The 16,816-nt window shown below is 62.0% G+C and carries 17 protein-coding genes and 1 tRNA gene; 7 read left to right on the forward strand and 11 right to left on the reverse strand.

Annotation, left to right across the window (positions count from 1 at the left end; genetic code table 11):
- Nucleotides 1-28: 28 nt before the first annotated feature.
- From ACQ66M_RS06525 to ACQ66M_RS06535, 3 genes are all read right to left on the reverse strand, one after another.
- Nucleotides 29-577 carry a GNAT family N-acetyltransferase gene (locus tag ACQ66M_RS06525; RefSeq protein ID WP_350172882.1) on the reverse strand — a complete coding sequence of 183 codons (549 nt, stop codon included), beginning with the start codon at nt 575-577 and terminating at the stop codon, nt 29-31.
- A gap of 9 nt (nt 578-586) precedes the next feature.
- Nucleotides 587-1,549, reverse strand: coding sequence for a malate dehydrogenase (mdh, locus tag ACQ66M_RS06530; protein ID WP_350172884.1), 963 nt, complete (start codon nt 1,547-1,549; stop codon nt 587-589).
- 132 nt (nt 1,550-1,681) lie between these two features.
- A complete protein-coding gene (locus ACQ66M_RS06535) occupies nt 1,682-2,428 on the reverse strand; it encodes a Bax inhibitor-1/YccA family protein (RefSeq protein WP_430402636.1) in 747 nt (248 codons plus the stop codon).
- A gap of 361 nt (nt 2,429-2,789) precedes the next feature.
- Between ACQ66M_RS06535 and ACQ66M_RS06540 the strand changes: the two genes are divergently transcribed.
- Nucleotides 2,790-3,122 carry a DUF2853 family protein gene (locus ACQ66M_RS06540; RefSeq protein ID WP_350172888.1) on the forward strand — a complete coding sequence of 111 codons (333 nt, stop codon included), beginning with the start codon at nt 2,790-2,792 and terminating at the stop codon, nt 3,120-3,122.
- 88 nt (nt 3,123-3,210) lie between these two features.
- Nucleotides 3,211-3,747: an RNA 2',3'-cyclic phosphodiesterase gene (gene thpR / locus ACQ66M_RS06545; protein ID WP_430402638.1), complete on the forward strand. Its 537-nt coding sequence runs from the start codon at nt 3,211-3,213 to the stop codon at nt 3,745-3,747.
- A gap of 1 nt (nt 3,748) precedes the next feature.
- Here the strand turns inward: thpR and ACQ66M_RS06550 are convergent, their stop codons facing one another.
- Nucleotides 3,749-5,515 carry a hypothetical protein gene (locus ACQ66M_RS06550; RefSeq protein ID WP_430402640.1) on the reverse strand — a complete coding sequence of 589 codons (1,767 nt, stop codon included), beginning with the start codon at nt 5,513-5,515 and terminating at the stop codon, nt 3,749-3,751.
- 87 nt (nt 5,516-5,602) lie between these two features.
- On the opposite strand from ACQ66M_RS06550, the gene ACQ66M_RS06555 reads away from it, so the two are divergent.
- From ACQ66M_RS06555 to ACQ66M_RS06565, 3 genes are read left to right on the forward strand one after another with little or no spacing between them, the layout of a single operon-like run.
- Entirely contained in the window at nt 5,603-6,637 is a 1,035-nt protein-coding gene (locus ACQ66M_RS06555) for a glycosyltransferase (RefSeq protein ID WP_430402642.1), read from the forward strand.
- Nucleotides 6,634-7,362 carry a class I SAM-dependent methyltransferase gene (locus ACQ66M_RS06560; protein WP_350172896.1) on the forward strand — a complete coding sequence of 243 codons (729 nt, stop codon included), beginning with the start codon at nt 6,634-6,636 and terminating at the stop codon, nt 7,360-7,362. The genes ACQ66M_RS06555 and ACQ66M_RS06560 overlap by 4 nt, the downstream gene beginning before the upstream one ends.
- Complete coding sequence (locus tag ACQ66M_RS06565; protein WP_350172898.1) at nt 7,359-7,718, forward strand: transporter; 360 nt, start codon at nt 7,359-7,361, stop codon at nt 7,716-7,718. The genes ACQ66M_RS06560 and ACQ66M_RS06565 overlap by 4 nt, the downstream gene beginning before the upstream one ends.
- A gap of 35 nt (nt 7,719-7,753) precedes the next feature.
- Here ACQ66M_RS06565 and ACQ66M_RS06570 read toward each other — a convergent pair.
- The 5 genes from ACQ66M_RS06570 to hemC form a co-directional block, all read right to left on the reverse strand.
- Nucleotides 7,754-7,829 (reverse strand) — tRNA-Thr (locus ACQ66M_RS06570).
- Between the two features lie 79 nt (nt 7,830-7,908).
- The gene (locus ACQ66M_RS06575) at nt 7,909-9,345 is read right to left on the reverse strand and encodes a heme biosynthesis protein HemY (protein WP_350172905.1); all 1,437 of its coding nucleotides are present in this window, start codon (nt 9,343-9,345) and stop codon (nt 7,909-7,911) included.
- Nucleotides 9,345-10,550 carry a mitofilin family membrane protein gene (locus ACQ66M_RS06580; protein WP_430402644.1) on the reverse strand — a complete coding sequence of 402 codons (1,206 nt, stop codon included), beginning with the start codon at nt 10,548-10,550 and terminating at the stop codon, nt 9,345-9,347. The genes ACQ66M_RS06575 and ACQ66M_RS06580 overlap by 1 nt, the downstream gene beginning before the upstream one ends.
- Nucleotides 10,551-10,624: 74 nt before the next feature.
- Nucleotides 10,625-11,338, reverse strand: coding sequence for a uroporphyrinogen-III synthase (locus ACQ66M_RS06585; RefSeq protein ID WP_430402646.1), 714 nt, complete (start codon nt 11,336-11,338; stop codon nt 10,625-10,627).
- On the reverse strand, nt 11,335-12,318 hold the full coding sequence (gene hemC, locus ACQ66M_RS06590) for a hydroxymethylbilane synthase (protein ID WP_430402648.1): 984 nt from the start codon (nt 12,316-12,318) through the stop codon (nt 11,335-11,337). The genes ACQ66M_RS06585 and hemC overlap by 4 nt, the downstream gene beginning before the upstream one ends.
- Before the next feature lie 108 nt (nt 12,319-12,426).
- Between hemC and ACQ66M_RS06595 the strand changes: the two genes are divergently transcribed.
- Entirely contained in the window at nt 12,427-14,307 is a 1,881-nt protein-coding gene (locus ACQ66M_RS06595) for a DUF885 domain-containing protein (protein WP_430402650.1), read from the forward strand.
- A gap of 79 nt (nt 14,308-14,386) precedes the next feature.
- Complete coding sequence (locus ACQ66M_RS06600; protein WP_350172915.1) at nt 14,387-15,571, forward strand: acyl-CoA dehydrogenase family protein; 1,185 nt, start codon at nt 14,387-14,389, stop codon at nt 15,569-15,571.
- Here the strand turns inward: ACQ66M_RS06600 and ACQ66M_RS06605 are convergent.
- Nucleotides 15,568-16,074, reverse strand: coding sequence for a disulfide bond formation protein B (locus ACQ66M_RS06605; RefSeq protein ID WP_430402652.1), 507 nt, complete (start codon nt 16,072-16,074; stop codon nt 15,568-15,570). The two genes, ACQ66M_RS06600 and ACQ66M_RS06605, sit on opposite strands and share 4 nt — an antisense overlap.
- Before the next feature lie 47 nt (nt 16,075-16,121).
- Nucleotides 16,122-16,748, reverse strand: a complete 627-nt coding sequence (locus tag ACQ66M_RS06610) for an exopolysaccharide biosynthesis protein (protein WP_430402654.1) — start codon at nt 16,746-16,748, stop codon at nt 16,122-16,124.
- Nucleotides 16,749-16,816 lie beyond the last annotated feature (68 nt).

Consider the following 16,816-nt stretch of genomic DNA (forward strand, 5'->3'; position numbering starts at 1 on the left):
GCCCCCGGCGAGCCGGATCAGGGCCTCATCACGCGCCTTTGATCCGGCGTGAACGCCATTCATCGGCAGTCTGGCCATAGACATCCCACATCTGCCCCTCGAAAGGCGGCGGGGTCGCCACCTGGCGCAGTACCCGGCTGCCAAGGCGTTCTGCAACACGGATCGATCCGCTATTTTCCGGCAGGATCGTGTGGATGATCTCATCCCAACCCAGAGTGTCGACCGCGTAATCCATGCAGGCCGCCGCCCCTTCGGTCGCATAACCTTTTCCCCAGGCCGCACGGGCAAGCCCCCAGCCGATCTCGGTCCCCGGCCAGCCATGCGGACACCACGGACCCAGCCGCCCGACCCATTGGCCGCTCGTCTTCTCAATCACCGAGAACATGGAAAAGCCGGAAATCGTCCAGGCGCCCGCCATCGTGCACATTGACCGCCATGTCAGCTCGGCGCCCTGCACGCCGCCCAGATGGGTCATCACCGCTTCATCAGCGTGAAAGGCCACCCACGAATCAAAATCCTCCGCCCTTGGCGGGCGAAGGATCAGACGGTCTGTTTCGATTGTCGGCCCGATAGCCATATCTGGCTCCTAGGCGAGCGAACCGTCAATCTCCTTGCAGGCCTGGATAAGGCCCTGCACGGATGCGACGGATTTCGCGAACATGTCCTTCTCGCCATCGTTGAGGTCGAACTCGATGACTTTCTCAGCGCCGCCAGCACCGATCAGTGTCGGCACGCCGACATACATGCCGTCGAGGCCATACTCGCCATTGCAATAGGCCGCGACGGGCAGCACGCGTTTCTGGTCTTTCAAGTAGGCCTTTGCCATGGAGATTGCGCTCTCAGCCGGGGCATAATAGGCCGAACCGGTTTTCAGCAGCGCCACGATCTCGCCGCCACCCTTGCGGGTCCGGTCGACAATACCATCAAGCTCGGTCTGGCTCATCCAGCCCTGCTTCACGAGTTCCGGCAGCGGCAGGCCGCCCACGGTCGAGTGGCGCACCATCGGCACCATGTCGTCGCCATGGCCAGCGAGGGTCCATGCGTGGATATCGGCAACCGACACGCCGGTTTTCTCGCTGAGGAAATAGGCAAAGCGCGAACTGTCCAGCACGCCTGCCATGCCGACCACTTTTTTCGTGTCGAACCCGGAGAATTGCTGCAGCGCCCAGACCATCGCGTCGAGCGGATTGGTGATACAGATCACGAATGCGTCCGGGCAGTTGGCCTTCAGGCCCTCGCCGACCGATTTCATGACCTTCAGGTTGATGCCGAGCAGATCATCGCGGCTCATGCCGGGCTTGCGGGCAACACCCGCTGTCACGATGCAGACATCTGCATCCTTGATGTCGGCATAATCGTTCGCGCCCTTCAGGCTGACTGACGCGTTGTAGACCGGCGTCGACTCGGCCAGATCCAGCGACTTGCCCTGCGGCAGGCCTTCGGCGATGTCGAACATGACCACATCGCCCAGTTCCTCGCGTGCTGCAATATGGGCGAGCGTGCCGCCGATCATGCCGGATCCTATAAGGGCGATTTTCTTGCGGGCCATGGGTCATAAACTCCTGAAAGCGTTGGTGTGTGTTTGGCCGGAGGGTTAGCCGAGACGCCGCCATTTCGCAATGCGCCAAAAGGAAAGCCCCGCCGGTGAGGGCGGGGCTTTGGGTTGGGTCAGGATGGCTGCCTAGTCGCGGCCGGACATGATCGCCAGCAGGAACTGGAACATGTTCACGAAATCCAGGTAGAGGCTGAGCGCGCCATAGGTGGTCGCCACTGCCATCGCGCGGGAATCTCCGACGAGCTGGAAATACATGTTCTTCAGGCGTTGCGTGTCGAAGGCCGTCAGGCCGGCAAACAGCAGCAGTCCAACCACCGAGATGACCATGTGCATCATGCTCGACTGGAAGATGAACATGTTCAGGATCGATGCCACGATAATGCCGATGACACCCATGATAAGGAACGTGCCGAAGCCCGACAGGTCACGCTTGGTCGTATAGCCGTAGAGTGACAGGCCGCCAAAGGCGATCGCCGTCGTCAGGAACGCCTTGGACACGATCAGCATGCCGTCAGGCTGGCGTGCGTAGACATAGACAATTGCGCCCATGCCGACACCGATCAGGGAGACAACCGACCAGTAGACCAGGTTTGCCGCCAGTGGCGACGGGTTCTTCATCGCGAAGCTGGAAAGAAGCAGGATGGCCAGCGGCGCAAACATGATGACCAGCCCGATAGGCCCGGTAAGCAATGTCAGCGTCACGCTTTCCGGCACCAGGGCACCGAAGGCATAGGCGAGTCCCGCAGTCAGCAAGAGTCCAAGCGCCATCTTGTTGTAAACGCCCAGCATAAAGGCGCGAAGGCCCTCATTGACGGACGCGTCCATCGAGTCGGCGCCAGTTTTTGGCGTGTAGGCCCGATTGAATTCGTTCATAGGTTTAATACCCTTCTGTTTGACCGCGCACGTAAAGACGCGCGCACACGAGAGAATATGGTGAAACTGTACCGCGTCTGCAAGGAAAACCGAACACGGGGCCTTGCCCGTTCCATCAGCCTCCCCACCACTCCCCCCTGAATACATCCACTCACCATGAGAAAAGCTACAGACTAGATAATCTATACTTACGTTTTGCTTTTCCTCCGCCAAGCTGTCCAAGTGAACAAAGAGTATGCTCGTCCATTCTCAAGACGTTGGCCCTTCGGGTTTTGCATTGACTCGTGTTAACCAAGGGGTAATTTCCCCAATCTGGTGTAGTTCCAACGGTTGGGGCACCAGAAAACTTAGGGGATAAGACATGGCAGACGCATCGGCATACGCCGAAAATATCAAGAAATACGCAAATGGCTACAATCAGGCCGCCGCAGAGAAGATCGTGGGACATCTTGGCATTGCACTTCGCAACCGGGACAGCTCGATGGTTGCATGCTCTGATTCGGGCGAACTGGACCGGGTTCGGGAACGCTGGTGCCGGGGCAAGCTTGGCCTCGCGCAGAACAAGAACGATCTCGACGCTGCCATCAAGGCGGTATGTGACAAGTTGCAGCCGGAAGGCGCAACGAAGTCGCGCGTGACATTCTATTACCTGCTCGCAGAGCATTTCGGAAAGCTCGGTGATCTCGCCGGCTGATCCGCCGATCCATCGGTCGTGAAATTGGGGACCCGGTCGGGTGGAGGCCGGGTTTTCTTTTGCCCGTAATCCTGTTTCAGATACATGCATGTATCGCCTGTTCGCCGCCCTCCCTGTCGAGCCTGACATCATACCGGGCCTGAAGGCCCTGCAGACAGTGCTGCCCGGCGCAAGCTGGCGTCCTGAGCGCAATTTCCATATCACGCTGCGCTTCTTCGGCGATCTCACTCACAGCCAGGCGCGCGATCTCGATGATCTGCTTGGCGAAATAAAGTCACCCGCACTTGAAATCTGGCTGGAAGGAATCGGCTGGTTCGGCCGCCGCGAGCCACGTTCGGTTTGGGCGCGGGTACGCCAGACAGACGAACTGAGCGCCCTGGCCTCCCAGTGTGAACGCGCCGCCAGGCGCCTCGGTCTGCCCGCAGACAGGCGCAACTTCACGCCACATGTGACGCTGGCTTATCTTCACGGCACCACGCCTGAAGACGTCACCGCCTGGGCCGAGCCGCGCCACGGCTATCGCAGTGATGCGTTCTGGGTGAACAGTTTTCACCTGTATTCAAGCCATATGGGTGAAGGACCCAGCCGCTACGTGGCCGAAGCAGATTACGTGCTGGGCGACTAGGTCAGCGTTTGACCGCGTAGAGTGCGTCCCCACCCTTTGATACCACAATGGGCGTCAGGAAAGCCATTGCATCTCCGGCGGCAAGCCCCGCAGCGAGCCCGTCCGGATTGGCGTCTCGCAGGAGCACCATCTCGGCATGCGACGGGCAGGACAGGACATAGTCGACACCTCCTGCCTGCATCATCTTGGCTGCCTCGTCCGGCCGAGCGATAAAGATGCGCAGCGCCAGATCAATGCCTGCAACGTTGCGATGGTAGTTTCCGTGCAGGGCGCTTTGCCCTGTATAACGCAGGATATCCGGCGCGGCGTCTGCGGCTGCAAGCACAAGCCCCTCCGGCTGGGCGTCCAGAGCGGCCAGCACATCCTGACTGGTACACACCCCTTCGACCATTGCCGATGCATCCCCGCCAGCCGGCTTCGCCTTCAGGAACAGCCCGGGCGCGCTCCAGACGAGCGGTACCGAGAGGGCAAGCGCCAGCACATAAGCCACTGCGCGCTGCCCGCCTTCCGGTTTCGCGCTGTAAAGTCCGGCTACCCAGGCTCCCAGCGGCAGGATCGCAAACACATGCCCGAAGGAGTAAAACCGGATTTGCTGAAGTGTCATCAGCAGGTCGGCAGCGATAAGCGCCAGAAACAGGATGTGGGCCCGCCTGTGCACGCCCATCTCGATCTGCCACACCGAAACCATCGCTGCGACAAGGGTAATCCCGACCATGAACGGTCCTTCCTGCAGCATGTTGGGTCGCGGCGCGAGCAGGGGCCGGGCCTCGCTCACATTCTCAAGCCACATGGTGCGGACAAATTCCGGCAGCGCGTCGACAGGATTGACCAGGCATTGCGGCGCTTGCAGTTTCAGCAACAGGCCACACGCGATAGCGAGCGCGCCGAGACCTGCCAGCCGCCACACCAGCGGCCTGCCGGAAAGGCTGAACGCGACGGCCGCCAGTCCAAGGCCACCAAGCATCGCCGCACACACCGTGATCAGTGACAGCGCATCGCAATGGACCGCGCCGTATTGCGACGGCGCGATCGATACAAGGAAGAACACCGCAGTCATCAGCCCGAGGCTGGCGCCAAAGGCCGCCGCGCCATTCTGCGCCGCCCGCCCGGCGAAGGCCCAGTCGAGCGCGTGGAAGGCGCAGATGACCGCCACAAACGGATACACTTCCACCCCCACGGCCAGCGAAGATGCGAGGGCGGCACCAGCCAGTGCCAGGCTCACGGCCGTCCGCTTCGGATCAATTGAAAATGCCAGCGACATTGCCAGGAAGCCCATCTGGAGATTGTGATGGTCGATACTGCCACTCAGGAAATTCGGATGCCGGAACAGGATGGTGGCAGCGATAATGCCGGTAAAGACAAGCACCGCCCGCCCGCCCAGAAAGCGCGCCCCCGAAGCCAGGGCAAACACCAGAAGCAGCACACTCATGGGAGGCCAGATCATGACGGCCCAATAGAGCGCAGTCTCAGGCGACATGAACGCGCTCAGTATGGCCCGGATCAGCAGGATCGGCACATCGACCAGCCGCGACCAGTGCATGTCCGTGCCGCCATCCGGCCCAAGCCGTGTCTGGCTGACATCGAACCAGTGCTGCCCGTTCAGGTAGTCCTGTATCTGGACAAGCCGCATCGCATTGTCTGCCTCGAGTGCAATCAGTTCAAACCGTCCTGACACGGCACTCATAAGCAGAAGGCAGCCAACCAGCAGCAACCCGAAGCCAGTGGCGATCGCGCGATCCGCCCAGACCGCCTTGCCTGATGCGTGCATTTACCTTCTCCCTCAGGCGCCTCGGTGAAAGGCGACCTTAACCCTTGCCCATGTAGATATGCCTAAAGTCGGGCAATGGGTGAATACATGACCAGCAATGCTTTCAGCGACCTAAACATCGCCGTTCTCCTGCCTTGCTACAATGAAGGCAAGTCGATCGCGGCTGTTGTTCTGGGCTTTCGCAAGGCTCTGCCGGGCGCGCGCATCTTCGTCTATGACAACAATTCGGTTGACGACACGGCGCAGCAGGCCGCCTTCGCTGGCGCCACGGTCGTTCCATCGCGCCGCCAGGGCAAGGGGAATGTCGTCCGTCAGATGTTTGCCGACATTGACGCCGATATTTACCTCATGGCCGATGGCGACGGCACCTATGATCCGACCGCCGCACCGCGCATGATCCAGACTCTGCTTGATGACCGTGCCGACATGGTCGTCGGCACACGCCGCAATGTCAGGCAGGACGCAGGTCGCAATGGGCACGCCTTCGGAAACCGCCTGTTCAATTCTGTCTACAAGGCCCTTTTTGGCAACGAGTTCACCGACATCTTCTCCGGCTACCGTGCCTTCACACGCCGTTTTGCCAAGAGTTTCCCCGCCTCCTCTCCGGGGTTCGAGATCGAAACCGAGATGTCCGTTCACGCATCGACCCTGCGCCTGCCGGTTTCCGAAGTCGAGTTCGACTATGGCCGGCGCGTGGAAGGGTCGCAAAGCAAGCTGTCGACCTTCAGGGACGGATTCCGCATCCTGCGCATGATGGGCATGCTGATGAAGGAAACACGCCCTTTCCTCTTCTTCGCCTATGTCGCCACTTTCCTTCTGGCAACCTCGATCATCCTGATGGCACCCGTCATCCGCGACTATCTGGCCACCGGACTTGTTGAGCGGCTCCCGACATGGGTCCTCGCCATGGTGTTGATGCTGGCATCCATGATGACCCTGATTGCCGGCACTATCCTCGATTCGGTTGCCCGCGGCCGGGCCGAACAGAAGCGTATCTTCTATCTCTCGATTGCCCCGTCGCGCGGCGAACAATACCAGACGGGCGCGACGCCATTTGCAGATCGCCGACAGTCTGACACCCTCACTGCACGTCCCGCCGAGCGCGGCACCGGTCCGCGATGAAGCGCGAGCACACCAACCGCATCCGCTTCGTGCTGGAAGACGTCCTGCCCGCCTTCCTTCACGATTCGCCCCTGTTCCGCCATGCCGCCAGCCTGGTCTGGGGCAGGCATATCAATGAACTTGCCGCCTTCCGGGAACGGGCCCCTTTCCTCAGCGAAGCGGAATATGAGGATCTCTACAGGAACCACCCCCGCGTTCACGAAGGTACGGACAATTCCGAGGCCTGCATCGCAGCAATCTGCGCAGACGTCATCGGCAGCAGCGTCTGTGATATCGGGTGCGGCACCGGCTACCTTCTCTCGCGCATCCGTGACGCCCGTCCCGGCCTTGCGCGCCTCACCGGCGTCGATTTTGCCATCGATGACGCTGGCGCGCTGGAAGGCATCGAATATGTTGCCGCCCGGATCGAAAACCTGCCCTTCGCCGACAATGAATTCGACACGGTCGTATGCACCCATGTCATCGAGCACGTACTGGATTACCGCAAGGCCATTTCCGAGCTGCGCCGCATCGCCCGGCGCCGGGTGATCATTGTCGTACCGCGCGAGCGTGAATATCGCTACACGTTCAACCCGCACTTCAACTTCTTCCCCTACACGCACTCCTTCCTGCGTGCGATGCAGCCCGTGCCACAGGCCCATGCCTGCCGGGATATCCAGCGCGACATCTATTATTGTGAAACGCTTGACGGCGTCGGGACACCGCGCATGGTTGCCGCCGAATGAAACCGATCACCCTGCCCGTCCTAGGCCTGCTCGTGCTCATCCCATTCATGATCACGCTCGGCCAGGTCCTGTTCAAGCTGACCAGCGGGCGCCTCACGGCGCAGGCCGGCACACCCTTCTACACGGTCGCCTTCAACCCGGTCTTCCTTCTGGCGCTTGCCATCTATGGCGCTGCCACACTGCTCTGGATCCATGTGCTGAAAACGGTGCCGCTAGCCTACGCCTATTCCTTCATGGCGCTGACCTTTGTGCTGGTCCCATTCGTGGCCGCCATCTTCCTGAAAGAGCCGCTGACTATCAAGTATGCGATGGGGGCCTGCCTGATCATTGCCGGACTTTTCATCGTCCAGTCCTGATCCGGAGACCTGATTCATTCTGCAAAGATAAGGAATGGTGCCGCTAAGGTGACTTGAACACCTGACCCCCGCATTACGAATGCGATGCTCTACCAGCTGAGCTATAGCGGCCTGCTCCACGGAGCGTTCGGCCTGAATAGCCATACCGGGCGCGGGGCGCAAGACGCTTTTGCCTGTTGACGACAGGTGATCAGTCGTCGTCCTCGGCATAGTCGAGCGGCGGTGTCAGGCGGTCGCTCGGCGCCTTGGGCGGCGCGATCCTGTCATCCTCCGGCCCGGCAATCGCCAGCACCCGTCCGGCTTCCAGTTCCCGCCCATAGGTTTCATAACGCGGGTGAACGAGGTCGCCGACATCACCAAAGGCATAAACCAGCCGGCTCCAGTCGCGCTGGGCGAAGTCGAACGCATTGCCTTTCGGGTCGATGTCGGACCAGTCGGCCTCACGCGATGCAGACGCCGCCATCCGCCCCCAGCGCTGGGCCTCGTCCTGGTCGCCATACCCTTTCAGCGCCCGCTCCATCAGCAGGCAAAGCCGCCCGGTCGGGTTCTCTTCCACCAGCAGGGCCAGGCTCTTGACCGCCTCAACCCAGTCTGCCCTGTCCATGGCCAGTTCGGCCGACAGGATACGGCTTTCCCGATGGGTCGGGTATGTCTCCACCAGCGCCTGGAGCCGCGCGGCAATATTTTCGCGGGCATCCTGGGGAACCAGGCGTCGGGACAATTGCGCAAGGGCCGGATGGGGACGCGCCTTCCAGCCAAGCTCCAGCACGCCCTGCGCTGCCTTCTCCTTGCCGTCGATCATCAGGTGGCGCGCGCCATGCCAGGCCGCCGGCGGAAAGCCAGGCGCCGCGCGAATCGCTTCTGCGAGCGCCTTCTGCGCTTCCTGCTTGCGATCATGCGGCAGGCCGACAGCGCCTGCCGTGTGCAATACGGCGCGTCGGCGGCGCAGGCTGTCGCCGGAAATCAGTCCGCGCTTCTCGCCAATCGCCAGTGTCTCCAGCGCCCTGCTCCATTCGCCGCGCGCCACTTGCAGGTCGAACAGGGAATTGAACGGCCAGTCAGCATTCGACTTCAGCCCCAGCGCCTCGCGGGCTCGCGCTTCCGCGGTTGACTGGTCGCCGCGCTCGGCTGCTGCCATGGCAGACCCGCGCAGGCCCGCCAGCTGGCCGCCGGGAAGGCGGGTAAGCTGGCCCCAGGCGCGTTCAGCCCCAGCCCAGTCATCATTGGCTTCAGCGGCGCGCGCTTCCAGCAGCAGTTTCAGCCGCTCGTCCTCGGCATGTTTCACCGCCTTGCGGGCCAGTTTCAGCGCATGGGTCGAGTCGCCCGCCTCGGCCGCCAGCAAACCCTCGGCCAGCGCCATGTTGGCCTTGCGCGCCCGGTTGCTCTGGCGTGAGCGGCCAATCTTGCCCGGCAGCACGAACAGGCCGCTGATGACCCACCAGACGGCCGCAACAAGGCCGCCGAAAACGATCAGCGCAATCGCTGCCACACCGGTATGGAGCGAGACCAGCTCGCCACGGCTGTCATTGATAACCACACTGCCGGGCAGGTTGACCGCCCAGAAGCCGATCAGGGCGCCGCCGGCGATAATCACGAGGATCAGGATAAAGAGGAATATCCGGTTCATTATTCCTGCGCTTCCCCGCCAATCATGCCCAGCCTCAGGGTCTCGAGCCCGGCTTCCAGAGTGATGCGACGGTTTGCCGATTGCGTCCAGTCAGCCATGGCGGCGGCGGGCTCGCCCTCAAGACCCTCCAGCGTGCTGACGGCCTGGTCAAGATTACCGGCGTCAAGCGCCGTTCTGGCGCGCGACAGGATAACTGCCGCGCCGCCCTCCTCGCCATCGTCGCCGCGAACCGTAACCGCATCACCAAACAGGCTATTGAGCCAGCCCAGCCCGCCTTGCTTGTCTGCGGGAATGGCCGCGCGGGCCCTGGTGCTTGCCGGACCAAAGCTCTGCTGCAGCTGGGCCAGGGTCGGCGCGCCGGTCGAGGCCACCCCGCCCAGCGCCCGGACAGCAGCCGACCGCGGCATGATCGCGCGCAGCTTGCGATAGTCGGATTCAAAATCGCTGCCGCGTCGGGACGCCGCTTCGATGGCGGACAGGGCCAGCGCAGCATCCGCGCTTGATTCGGAGGCTTCGGCCTTGGCCCGCACGGCGGCTTCATCACTGCGCATCCGCTCGATCAGGCTGGTCAGCTCCGTCGTGTCGCCGCTGCTGCGCACGATATCTGATTGCAGGTCCGCAAGCCGTGTCTCGAGCGATGTCACCCGCTCGGAGACCGCGCCCAGCGCCCGCGCCAGTTCCGCCGCCGTTGCCTCCCCGCTCGTATCGACAGCCTCCAGCGCATCCAGACGGGCCGTCAACTGAACCAGCGCCTCTCCGCTATTGGCCGCCAGGGCCTCGTCAAGCCGTCTGGACACCGCGTCGAGTTCGGCCAGCAAGGGCCCAAGGTCCTGCTCGGCGCGCGCAGGCGTACTGTTCAGTCCCGCAGCAAGGCGCGATTCCAGTTCGGCCGCGTCACGGATGACCTTGCTGCGTTCAAGGTCAGCCGCCTGCAGCTCCGCCTTCAGCGATTCAAGCTCCGCCGTGACCGCCGAAATATCCTCATCGCCGCCCCTGTCCGGAATTGCCAGCGTCGCAATAATCCCGATGGCGCCGCCAATGCCGGCGGCGACAAGCGCCGCCACACCAAGGCCGAGCCAGCCCGGACCCGAACCGTTCGTGCCGCGCGCCCGCACGTCTTCATCATCCTCGAAAGCCGGTTCGAAGTCCGCATCAATCGGCTCTGCAGAGCTGACGCGCATATCGTCCTCGGGATCATTGGTCATGTGTCTGTCTGCTCCTCGCAGGCGGAATTTGGAATCACACTGACATATACGCCCATGCCGATCAAAGGTCGCAATCAGAGCGCCAGCACGGCGGTATCAAGCGCGTCCATTAATGCCGTCTCGCTCGGGCTCGCCGCCTTAATGATCGCACGCGCTCCGCACCCGTCGAGCGGCTGGCTGGCCGAATCCGAGATCGCCACGAAAACGACGGGCGACAAATTCATCCCCACGGACGCCTCACGGAACGCAGCCGCGCCCTTCGCCGAATGAATCAGGACCACGCTGCGCGGCGCAGTGGCGAGTGCATCCAGGGCCTCAGGCGCCAGCGCCCGCGCCGGCACCGTGCGATAGAGGGCGCTGAAGCGTGCATCGAGTCCCGCACCCTTCAGCGTCGCGACCAGGTCACCCGCTGCGGCGACGTTGGCAACATGCAGCAGGCCGCCTTCGCGGGTTTCAGGCGCAGCAAGGATCATCGCAGCGAGATCGGCGCCATTGCCACTCCCCTCGCGCACATCCCTGCCACCCGCCTGGCGCGCGGCTGCCGCCGTCGCTTCGCCCACACACCATACCACTGCCTCACCCATCCCGCCGCGCTCCTGGAAGAAGCGCACACCGTTCGCACTGGTGAAGATCAGGTGCCGGATACCAGCCATGTCCGGCTCGGCGTCCGGCAGGCCCTCCAGTGTCAGGACTGGCGAAAGAATCGCCTTATAGCCAGCCGCTAAAAGTCGCGAAACTGTATCGGCCGCTGCAGGTTCGGCCCGTGTGACGATGACCGGAAGGCTCACCAGTCCCCCACGAAGGCCGGCAGCGTCCCACCGGCCGCTGCGCGAATTTCAGCAGCAATCGCGCGCCCGAGCGCCGCCAGCTGTGTTTCGCTCGCCGCCTTGCGGCACGTACCCTCACTGCGCCAGCGCTGCTGGCCATCCAGTGACAGAACTTCGCCGATCAATTGCCATTCCTCGCCCCTGTCAAACAAGTGTGCCGCAATCGGCGTGCGGCAACTGCCATCGAGGGCCCCCAGGAATGCCCGCTCCGCCGTTGCAGCTGCACGTGTCGCGTCATGATCAATCAGCCCGAGAGCCTCGCGCACTTGCGCCGGGCCATCCTCGCGCATCACGACACCGATAATTCCCTGCCCGGCGGAGGGCAGCATGTCCTCCATCGGGATCGGCGTCGCGAGATGCGCAAGACCGAGCCGCGTCAGACCCGCCATTGCCAGATAGGTGGCGTCGGCCAGTCCTTCTTCCAGCTTGCGCATCCGCGTCGCCACGTTTCCCCGAAACGTCACGATCTCGACATCGGGTCTCAGCGCCAGCGTCTGGGATTCCCGTCGCAGCGAAGCCGTGCCAACTTTGGCCCCTTCGGACAGGTCCGACAGACGGGTCGCCCTTGGCGATAGAAACCCTTCGCGCGGGTCCTCGCGTTCCGGATAGGCCGCGAAGATCTGACCGTCCGGCAGGACAACCGGCACATCCTTCAGGCTATGCACATTGATGTCCACGTCGCCGCGATCCAGCGCTGCATCCAGCTCGCGCGTGAAAAGCCCCTTGCCGCCTGCATTGATCAGGCGTTCGGTCGTCAACTGGTCGCCGCTCGTCGTGAAGGGCACGATCTCACCTCGCAGGGCCCCGCCGGAACTCACCTCCAGCGAGGCGGCTATCTGGCGCGCCTGCACCAGCGCAAGCGGTGATCCGCGGGTGCCGATACGCACGGTTTGCTGGTCGCCTGGCACGGCATTGTCGGAAGAACGGCGTGGGTCTGTCATACCCCTCCTCTAGCCGCCATCCACACGCTTGCCAATTGACAGCCCGCCGCAGAGGGCGATACGTCTTCTTATCGTTAATCGGAAATAATCCCAGGGAGTTCCCTCATCATGCGCAGCTCAGTCTCCGCCCTCGCCCTCGCCTTTGTCCTGTCCGCCTGTGCCAGCCAGAGCGTGCCTGCCGAAAATCTTGAAACGGTCGCCTCCGTCGAAGCGCCGGCTGAATCCGCTGAAGAACTGAGCGCGCGGCTGAACGCCTGGTTCGACGTGAAATACGAAGAACAGCTGCAATTCAGCCCGATCGGCCTGTCGTTTCTGGGCCGTAAGGACCTTAACGACCAGATCGACTGCCTGACCTTCGCCTGCCAGGATGAACAACTGGCCTGGCAGAAAGCGGCGACAGAGGAAATGGAAGCTTCGTTTGACTACGACGCCCTCTCGCCTGCAGACAAGATGTCCTACGACCTCTGGAAGTACCAGTACGACCAGGCCGCCGAGGGCGCCGCCTATCGCTACAATGGCTTCGTATTTGACCAGATGAACGGTCTGCAGAATTTCCTGCCGACCTTCCTCATCGGCTTTCATGCCGTCGACACACCGGAAGACATGACCGCCTATATCAAGCGGATCAGCGAGAGCGCCCGGGCGCTTCGCGAAGCGGTCGCGGTCGCGAAAGAGTCAGCAGAGCGCGGCGTGCATGCGCCCAGGTTTGCCTATGAAGGCGTGATCGACCAGTCGACGAAAATCATCACCGGCGCACCGTTCACCGAGGGTGAAGACAGCGCCCTCCTTGCCGACATCAAGGCCGACATCAAACTGCTCGTTGACGCTGGCAGCATTGATGAAGCCCAGGCCAGCGTCTTCCTCGCAGAGGCAGAGGAGGCGCTGAAGGGCGACTTCGTGAGCGCCTACAGGGACGTCATCGCCTTTGCGACGGAAGACATGGCGAATTCGCCGGATTCGACCCAGCCGGTCGGCGCCTACCTCCAGCCTGATGGCGCAGATTACTACAATTTCCGCCTCAAGACGCAGACCACGACCAGCATGACTGCTGACGAAATCCACGAACTGGGCCTGAAGGAAGTCGCGCGCATCCGAGGCGACATGGAAGCGATCAAGGAATCGGTCGGTTTCGAGGGCACGCTGAATGCGTTTTTCACCATGCTCCGGGACAGCAAGGACGATGAGCGCTTCTACTATCCAGACACCGATGAGGGCCGTCTGGCTTACATTACCGATGCGACGGCTGACATCGAGCGGCTCAAGGCCGAACTGCCTAACTATTTCGGCATCCTGCCAAAAGCGGACCTCGTGGTGAAACGTGTCGAAGCCTTCCGTGAACAGGACGGCGCCGCGCAGCATTATTTCCCCGGCACGCCCGATGGCACGCGTCCTGGCATCTATTACGCCCACCTGTCAGACATGACTGCGATGCCGAAACGCGAACTGGAAGTCATCGCCTATCATGAAGGCATTCCGGGCCACCACATGCAGATTGCCATCGCGCAGGAACTGACCGGCGTTCCGCAATTCCGCACGCAGGCCAATTTCACCGCCTACGCAGAAGGCTGGGGCCTCTATTCCGAATGGCTCGCCAAGGAAATGCCCGGCACCTATGATGACCCGTATTCCGATTTCGGCCGCCTCGGCTCTGAAATCTGGCGCGCCATCCGCCTGGTCATCGACACCGGTCTTCACTCGAAAGGCTGGACCGAGGAACAGGCCGTTCAGTACTTCCTGGACAATGCCGCCATCACCGAGGCTCAGGCGCGTTCAGAAGTTCAACGCTATATCGTGATGCCGGGCCAGGCGACCGCCTACAAGATCGGCATGATCAAGATCCAGGAACTGCGCGCGAAGGCCGAAGCTGAACTCGGCGACACGTTCGACATTCGCGGCTTCCACGACACTGTGCTCGGGGGCGGCGCCATGCCGCTCGAACTGCTCGAGCGCAAGGTCGACGCATGGATCGAGACGCAGAAGGCCGCCTGAGGCAAAGCCATACGTTGGGGCAGGCCTTGCCACGGGCCGGGCCTGCCCTACGCTCGCTCCTGATAGAGGGAGCGCGAAGATGAACCTGACATTCAGTCCTGAAACCGAGATTTTCCGCGCCAGGGTGCGGCAATTCTTCGAAACCGGGTTTCCTGCAGACATCATTGCGAAAAACCGTGCAGGCGAAGCGCTCACAACGGAAGACATCCGGCGTTCGGAAATGGCCCTCGGGGCCAAGGGCTGGCTCGCAAGCGCCTGGCCCGAAGCGTATGGTGGCCCCGGCTGGTCGGTCGAAGAACAATACGTTTTCGATGAAGAGCTTGAGCGCGCGGGCGTGCCGACTGTCACCCCAATGGGCGTCGTCTATGTCGGCCCGGTCCTCTACACATTTGCCTCAGAGGCACAGAAGGCCGAATGGCTGCCGGGAATCCGCGACGGCTCCGTCGGCTGGGCGCAGGGCTATTCCGAACCGGGCTCCGGGTCCGATCTCGCCTCCCTGCAGTTCAGCGCCGTTCTGGAGAACGGAACATACACCCTGAATGGCCACAAGATCTGGACCTCGGCCGCGCAGCATGCCGACTGGATCTTCCTGCTCGCGCGGACAAGCAATGAAGGCAGGAAGCAGGAAGGCATCACATTCATCTGCTGCCCCATGGACGCGCCGGGCGTCACACTCATACCGATCATCACGATTGACGGGAAACATGTCCTCAACGAGGTCCTGTTCGACAATGTGAAAGTGCCCGAAGACCATCGCATTGGCGAAGAAGGCAAGGGCTGGACCTATTCCCAATACCTCCTCGGGTTCGAGCGCACCTCGTATGCCCGCATCGGCGGCAAGCGCGCCATGCTGCGCCATGTGCGCGAACTGGCCACAGCCATGCCGGATGGCGGAAATCATCGCCTGATCGACGACCCGGCCTTCGCGCGAAAGCTGACAGAGGCCGAAATGGCTGTTGATGGACTGGAAATGACGGTCTTTCGTGTTCTGTCCGGGCTTTCTTCGGGCGGCTCTCCGGGCGACGCCGCTTCGACGATCAAGATCCTCGCGACCCAGACGCACCAGCAGATTACCGAGCTTTCTCTCGATACCGCCGCCGCGTTTGCCCAGCCCGGCTTCGGTGCCAACGCGCCGGAGATCGGCCTGCCTCTCCATGCCGCCAAGGACGTATCGTCTTATTTTGCCGGGCGCGCCCAGTCGATATATGGCGGAACCAACGAGATCCAGCGAACGATCATTGCCCGCAAGGTGCTCGGCCTTTAGCGGCGAATTGTAGCGGCGGCTGCGACAAAGCTGGCGGCTGACAGGACCAGCGAGACCACGCCATTCCATCCCGCCATCGACAGGCCGAGGATGTAAAACGGCGCCGCAGTGCAATCTGCCACGTGGAACGGCTGGTTCAGGTCCCTGATTTCAAGCGGGTTCACCACGGTCCCGGCTGCACAACCGGCTGGAGGCGGAAAAAACTTCCACTCAACCCCTGAATGGTAAGCCGCCACGACTGCACCTACCCCGAATACAAGCCCGATAAGCACATTCAGCGCCACCAGAAACCGCCTCTTCGGCCGCCACTTCCAGATTACCAGTCCGGTAATCGTCATTGCGATCAGGGCCCAGTAGACTTCCCTCTGGCGCAGGCAAAGGGGGCAGGGCGGAAGGTGGCCGAACCGCTCGAACGCATGGGCGATGGCAATCATGCTCGCTGAGATAACCATTGCCGCGACCGGCCAGGCCCAATCCCTCAAGATGTTTTCCAGTTTCACCATGCCGCCACTAAGACCTTCCAGCCCACTGCCCACAATGCGGCGGAGCGTCACGATGCCGTGAAGCCTAACACCCCGTCCTTGATTGCCCCGATAGCGGTCAGCAGCGCGACCGGGCCGAGCACGACCAGACCGAAGATCCAGGCGAACCCGAGAAGCAGGCCGAGAATCACCAGCACGCCGTCCTTGTTGATCAGTCCGAAACTGGCCAGAGCGACGCCAAAGCCGGGCACAGTATTGGTCATGGGCAGGGGCATCAAAATGGATGCACTGAAAAGACAGAGAAAAAATCCGATGATGCGCTCTGAACGCTTGCCTGTTATGCCTGTCAGCCGGGGCTTGGAGAAGGTTTCGATCCAGCCGAGCCATTTGCGCCCACCCTTGGCCATCTGGGTCAGGCCCTTGCGGTCAATTTTCCTCTGGCTGAACTTGTCCGGCATCCATGGCTGTTCCCGGCCAGCGGCCATTTGCCCGGCCAGCGCCATCATGGGAAGCGAAACAACCTGGGGAACGCCGTAAAGGAACGGAATGCAGCAGGGCAGTGCCAAAAAGAACAGGCCGGCGCCGAACGCCGTTTCGTCGAGCTGGTCGAGTATCTGCCGAAGCGTGAACCCTTCCTCAGGCGCCCGCTCGGCCATGGCCTCCAGGGTTTGAAGAAGAGTCAGGGCCGCAGGCATGGAAGCTGTTTTCATGCGCGCCGTGTTACCGATCTTTGCTGGCCGCGTCGAGACGATTGACATCACAT

Source organism: Hyphomonas sp. (genome assembly GCF_965284475.1).
Classification (GTDB): domain Bacteria; phylum Pseudomonadota; class Alphaproteobacteria; order Caulobacterales; family Hyphomonadaceae; genus Hyphomonas.

Bases quoted from the DNA above. Each gene is read 5' to 3' on its own strand.
- ACQ66M_RS06525 (WP_350172882.1), bottom strand. From the start codon at position 577: ATGGCTATCGGGCCGACAATCGAAACAGACCGTCTGATCCTTCGCCCG.
- mdh (WP_350172884.1), bottom strand. From the start codon at position 1,549: ATGGCCCGCAAGAAAATCGCCCTTATAGGATCCGGCATGATCGGCGGC.
- ACQ66M_RS06535 (WP_430402636.1), bottom strand. From the start codon at position 2,428: ATGAACGAATTCAATCGGGCCTACACGCCAAAAACTGGCGCCGACTCG.
- ACQ66M_RS06540 (WP_350172888.1), top strand. From the start codon at position 2,790: ATGGCAGACGCATCGGCATACGCCGAAAATATCAAGAAATACGCAAAT.
- thpR (WP_430402638.1), top strand. From the start codon at position 3,211: ATGTATCGCCTGTTCGCCGCCCTCCCTGTCGAGCCTGACATCATACCG.
- ACQ66M_RS06550 (WP_430402640.1), bottom strand. From the start codon at position 5,515: ATGCACGCATCAGGCAAGGCGGTCTGGGCGGATCGCGCGATCGCCACT.
- ACQ66M_RS06555 (WP_430402642.1), top strand. From the start codon at position 5,603: ATGACCAGCAATGCTTTCAGCGACCTAAACATCGCCGTTCTCCTGCCT.
- ACQ66M_RS06560 (WP_350172896.1), top strand. From the start codon at position 6,634: ATGAAGCGCGAGCACACCAACCGCATCCGCTTCGTGCTGGAAGACGTC.
- ACQ66M_RS06565 (WP_350172898.1), top strand. From the start codon at position 7,359: ATGAAACCGATCACCCTGCCCGTCCTAGGCCTGCTCGTGCTCATCCCA.
- ACQ66M_RS06575 (WP_350172905.1), bottom strand. From the start codon at position 9,345: ATGAACCGGATATTCCTCTTTATCCTGATCCTCGTGATTATCGCCGGC.
- ACQ66M_RS06580 (WP_430402644.1), bottom strand. From the start codon at position 10,550: ATGACCAATGATCCCGAGGACGATATGCGCGTCAGCTCTGCAGAGCCG.
- hemC (WP_430402648.1), bottom strand. From the start codon at position 12,318: ATGACAGACCCACGCCGTTCTTCCGACAATGCCGTGCCAGGCGACCAG.
- ACQ66M_RS06595 (WP_430402650.1), top strand. From the start codon at position 12,427: ATGCGCAGCTCAGTCTCCGCCCTCGCCCTCGCCTTTGTCCTGTCCGCC.
- ACQ66M_RS06600 (WP_350172915.1), top strand. From the start codon at position 14,387: ATGAACCTGACATTCAGTCCTGAAACCGAGATTTTCCGCGCCAGGGTG.
- ACQ66M_RS06605 (WP_430402652.1), bottom strand. From the start codon at position 16,074: ATGGTGAAACTGGAAAACATCTTGAGGGATTGGGCCTGGCCGGTCGCG.
- ACQ66M_RS06610 (WP_430402654.1), bottom strand. From the start codon at position 16,748: ATGCCTGCGGCCCTGACTCTTCTTCAAACCCTGGAGGCCATGGCCGAG.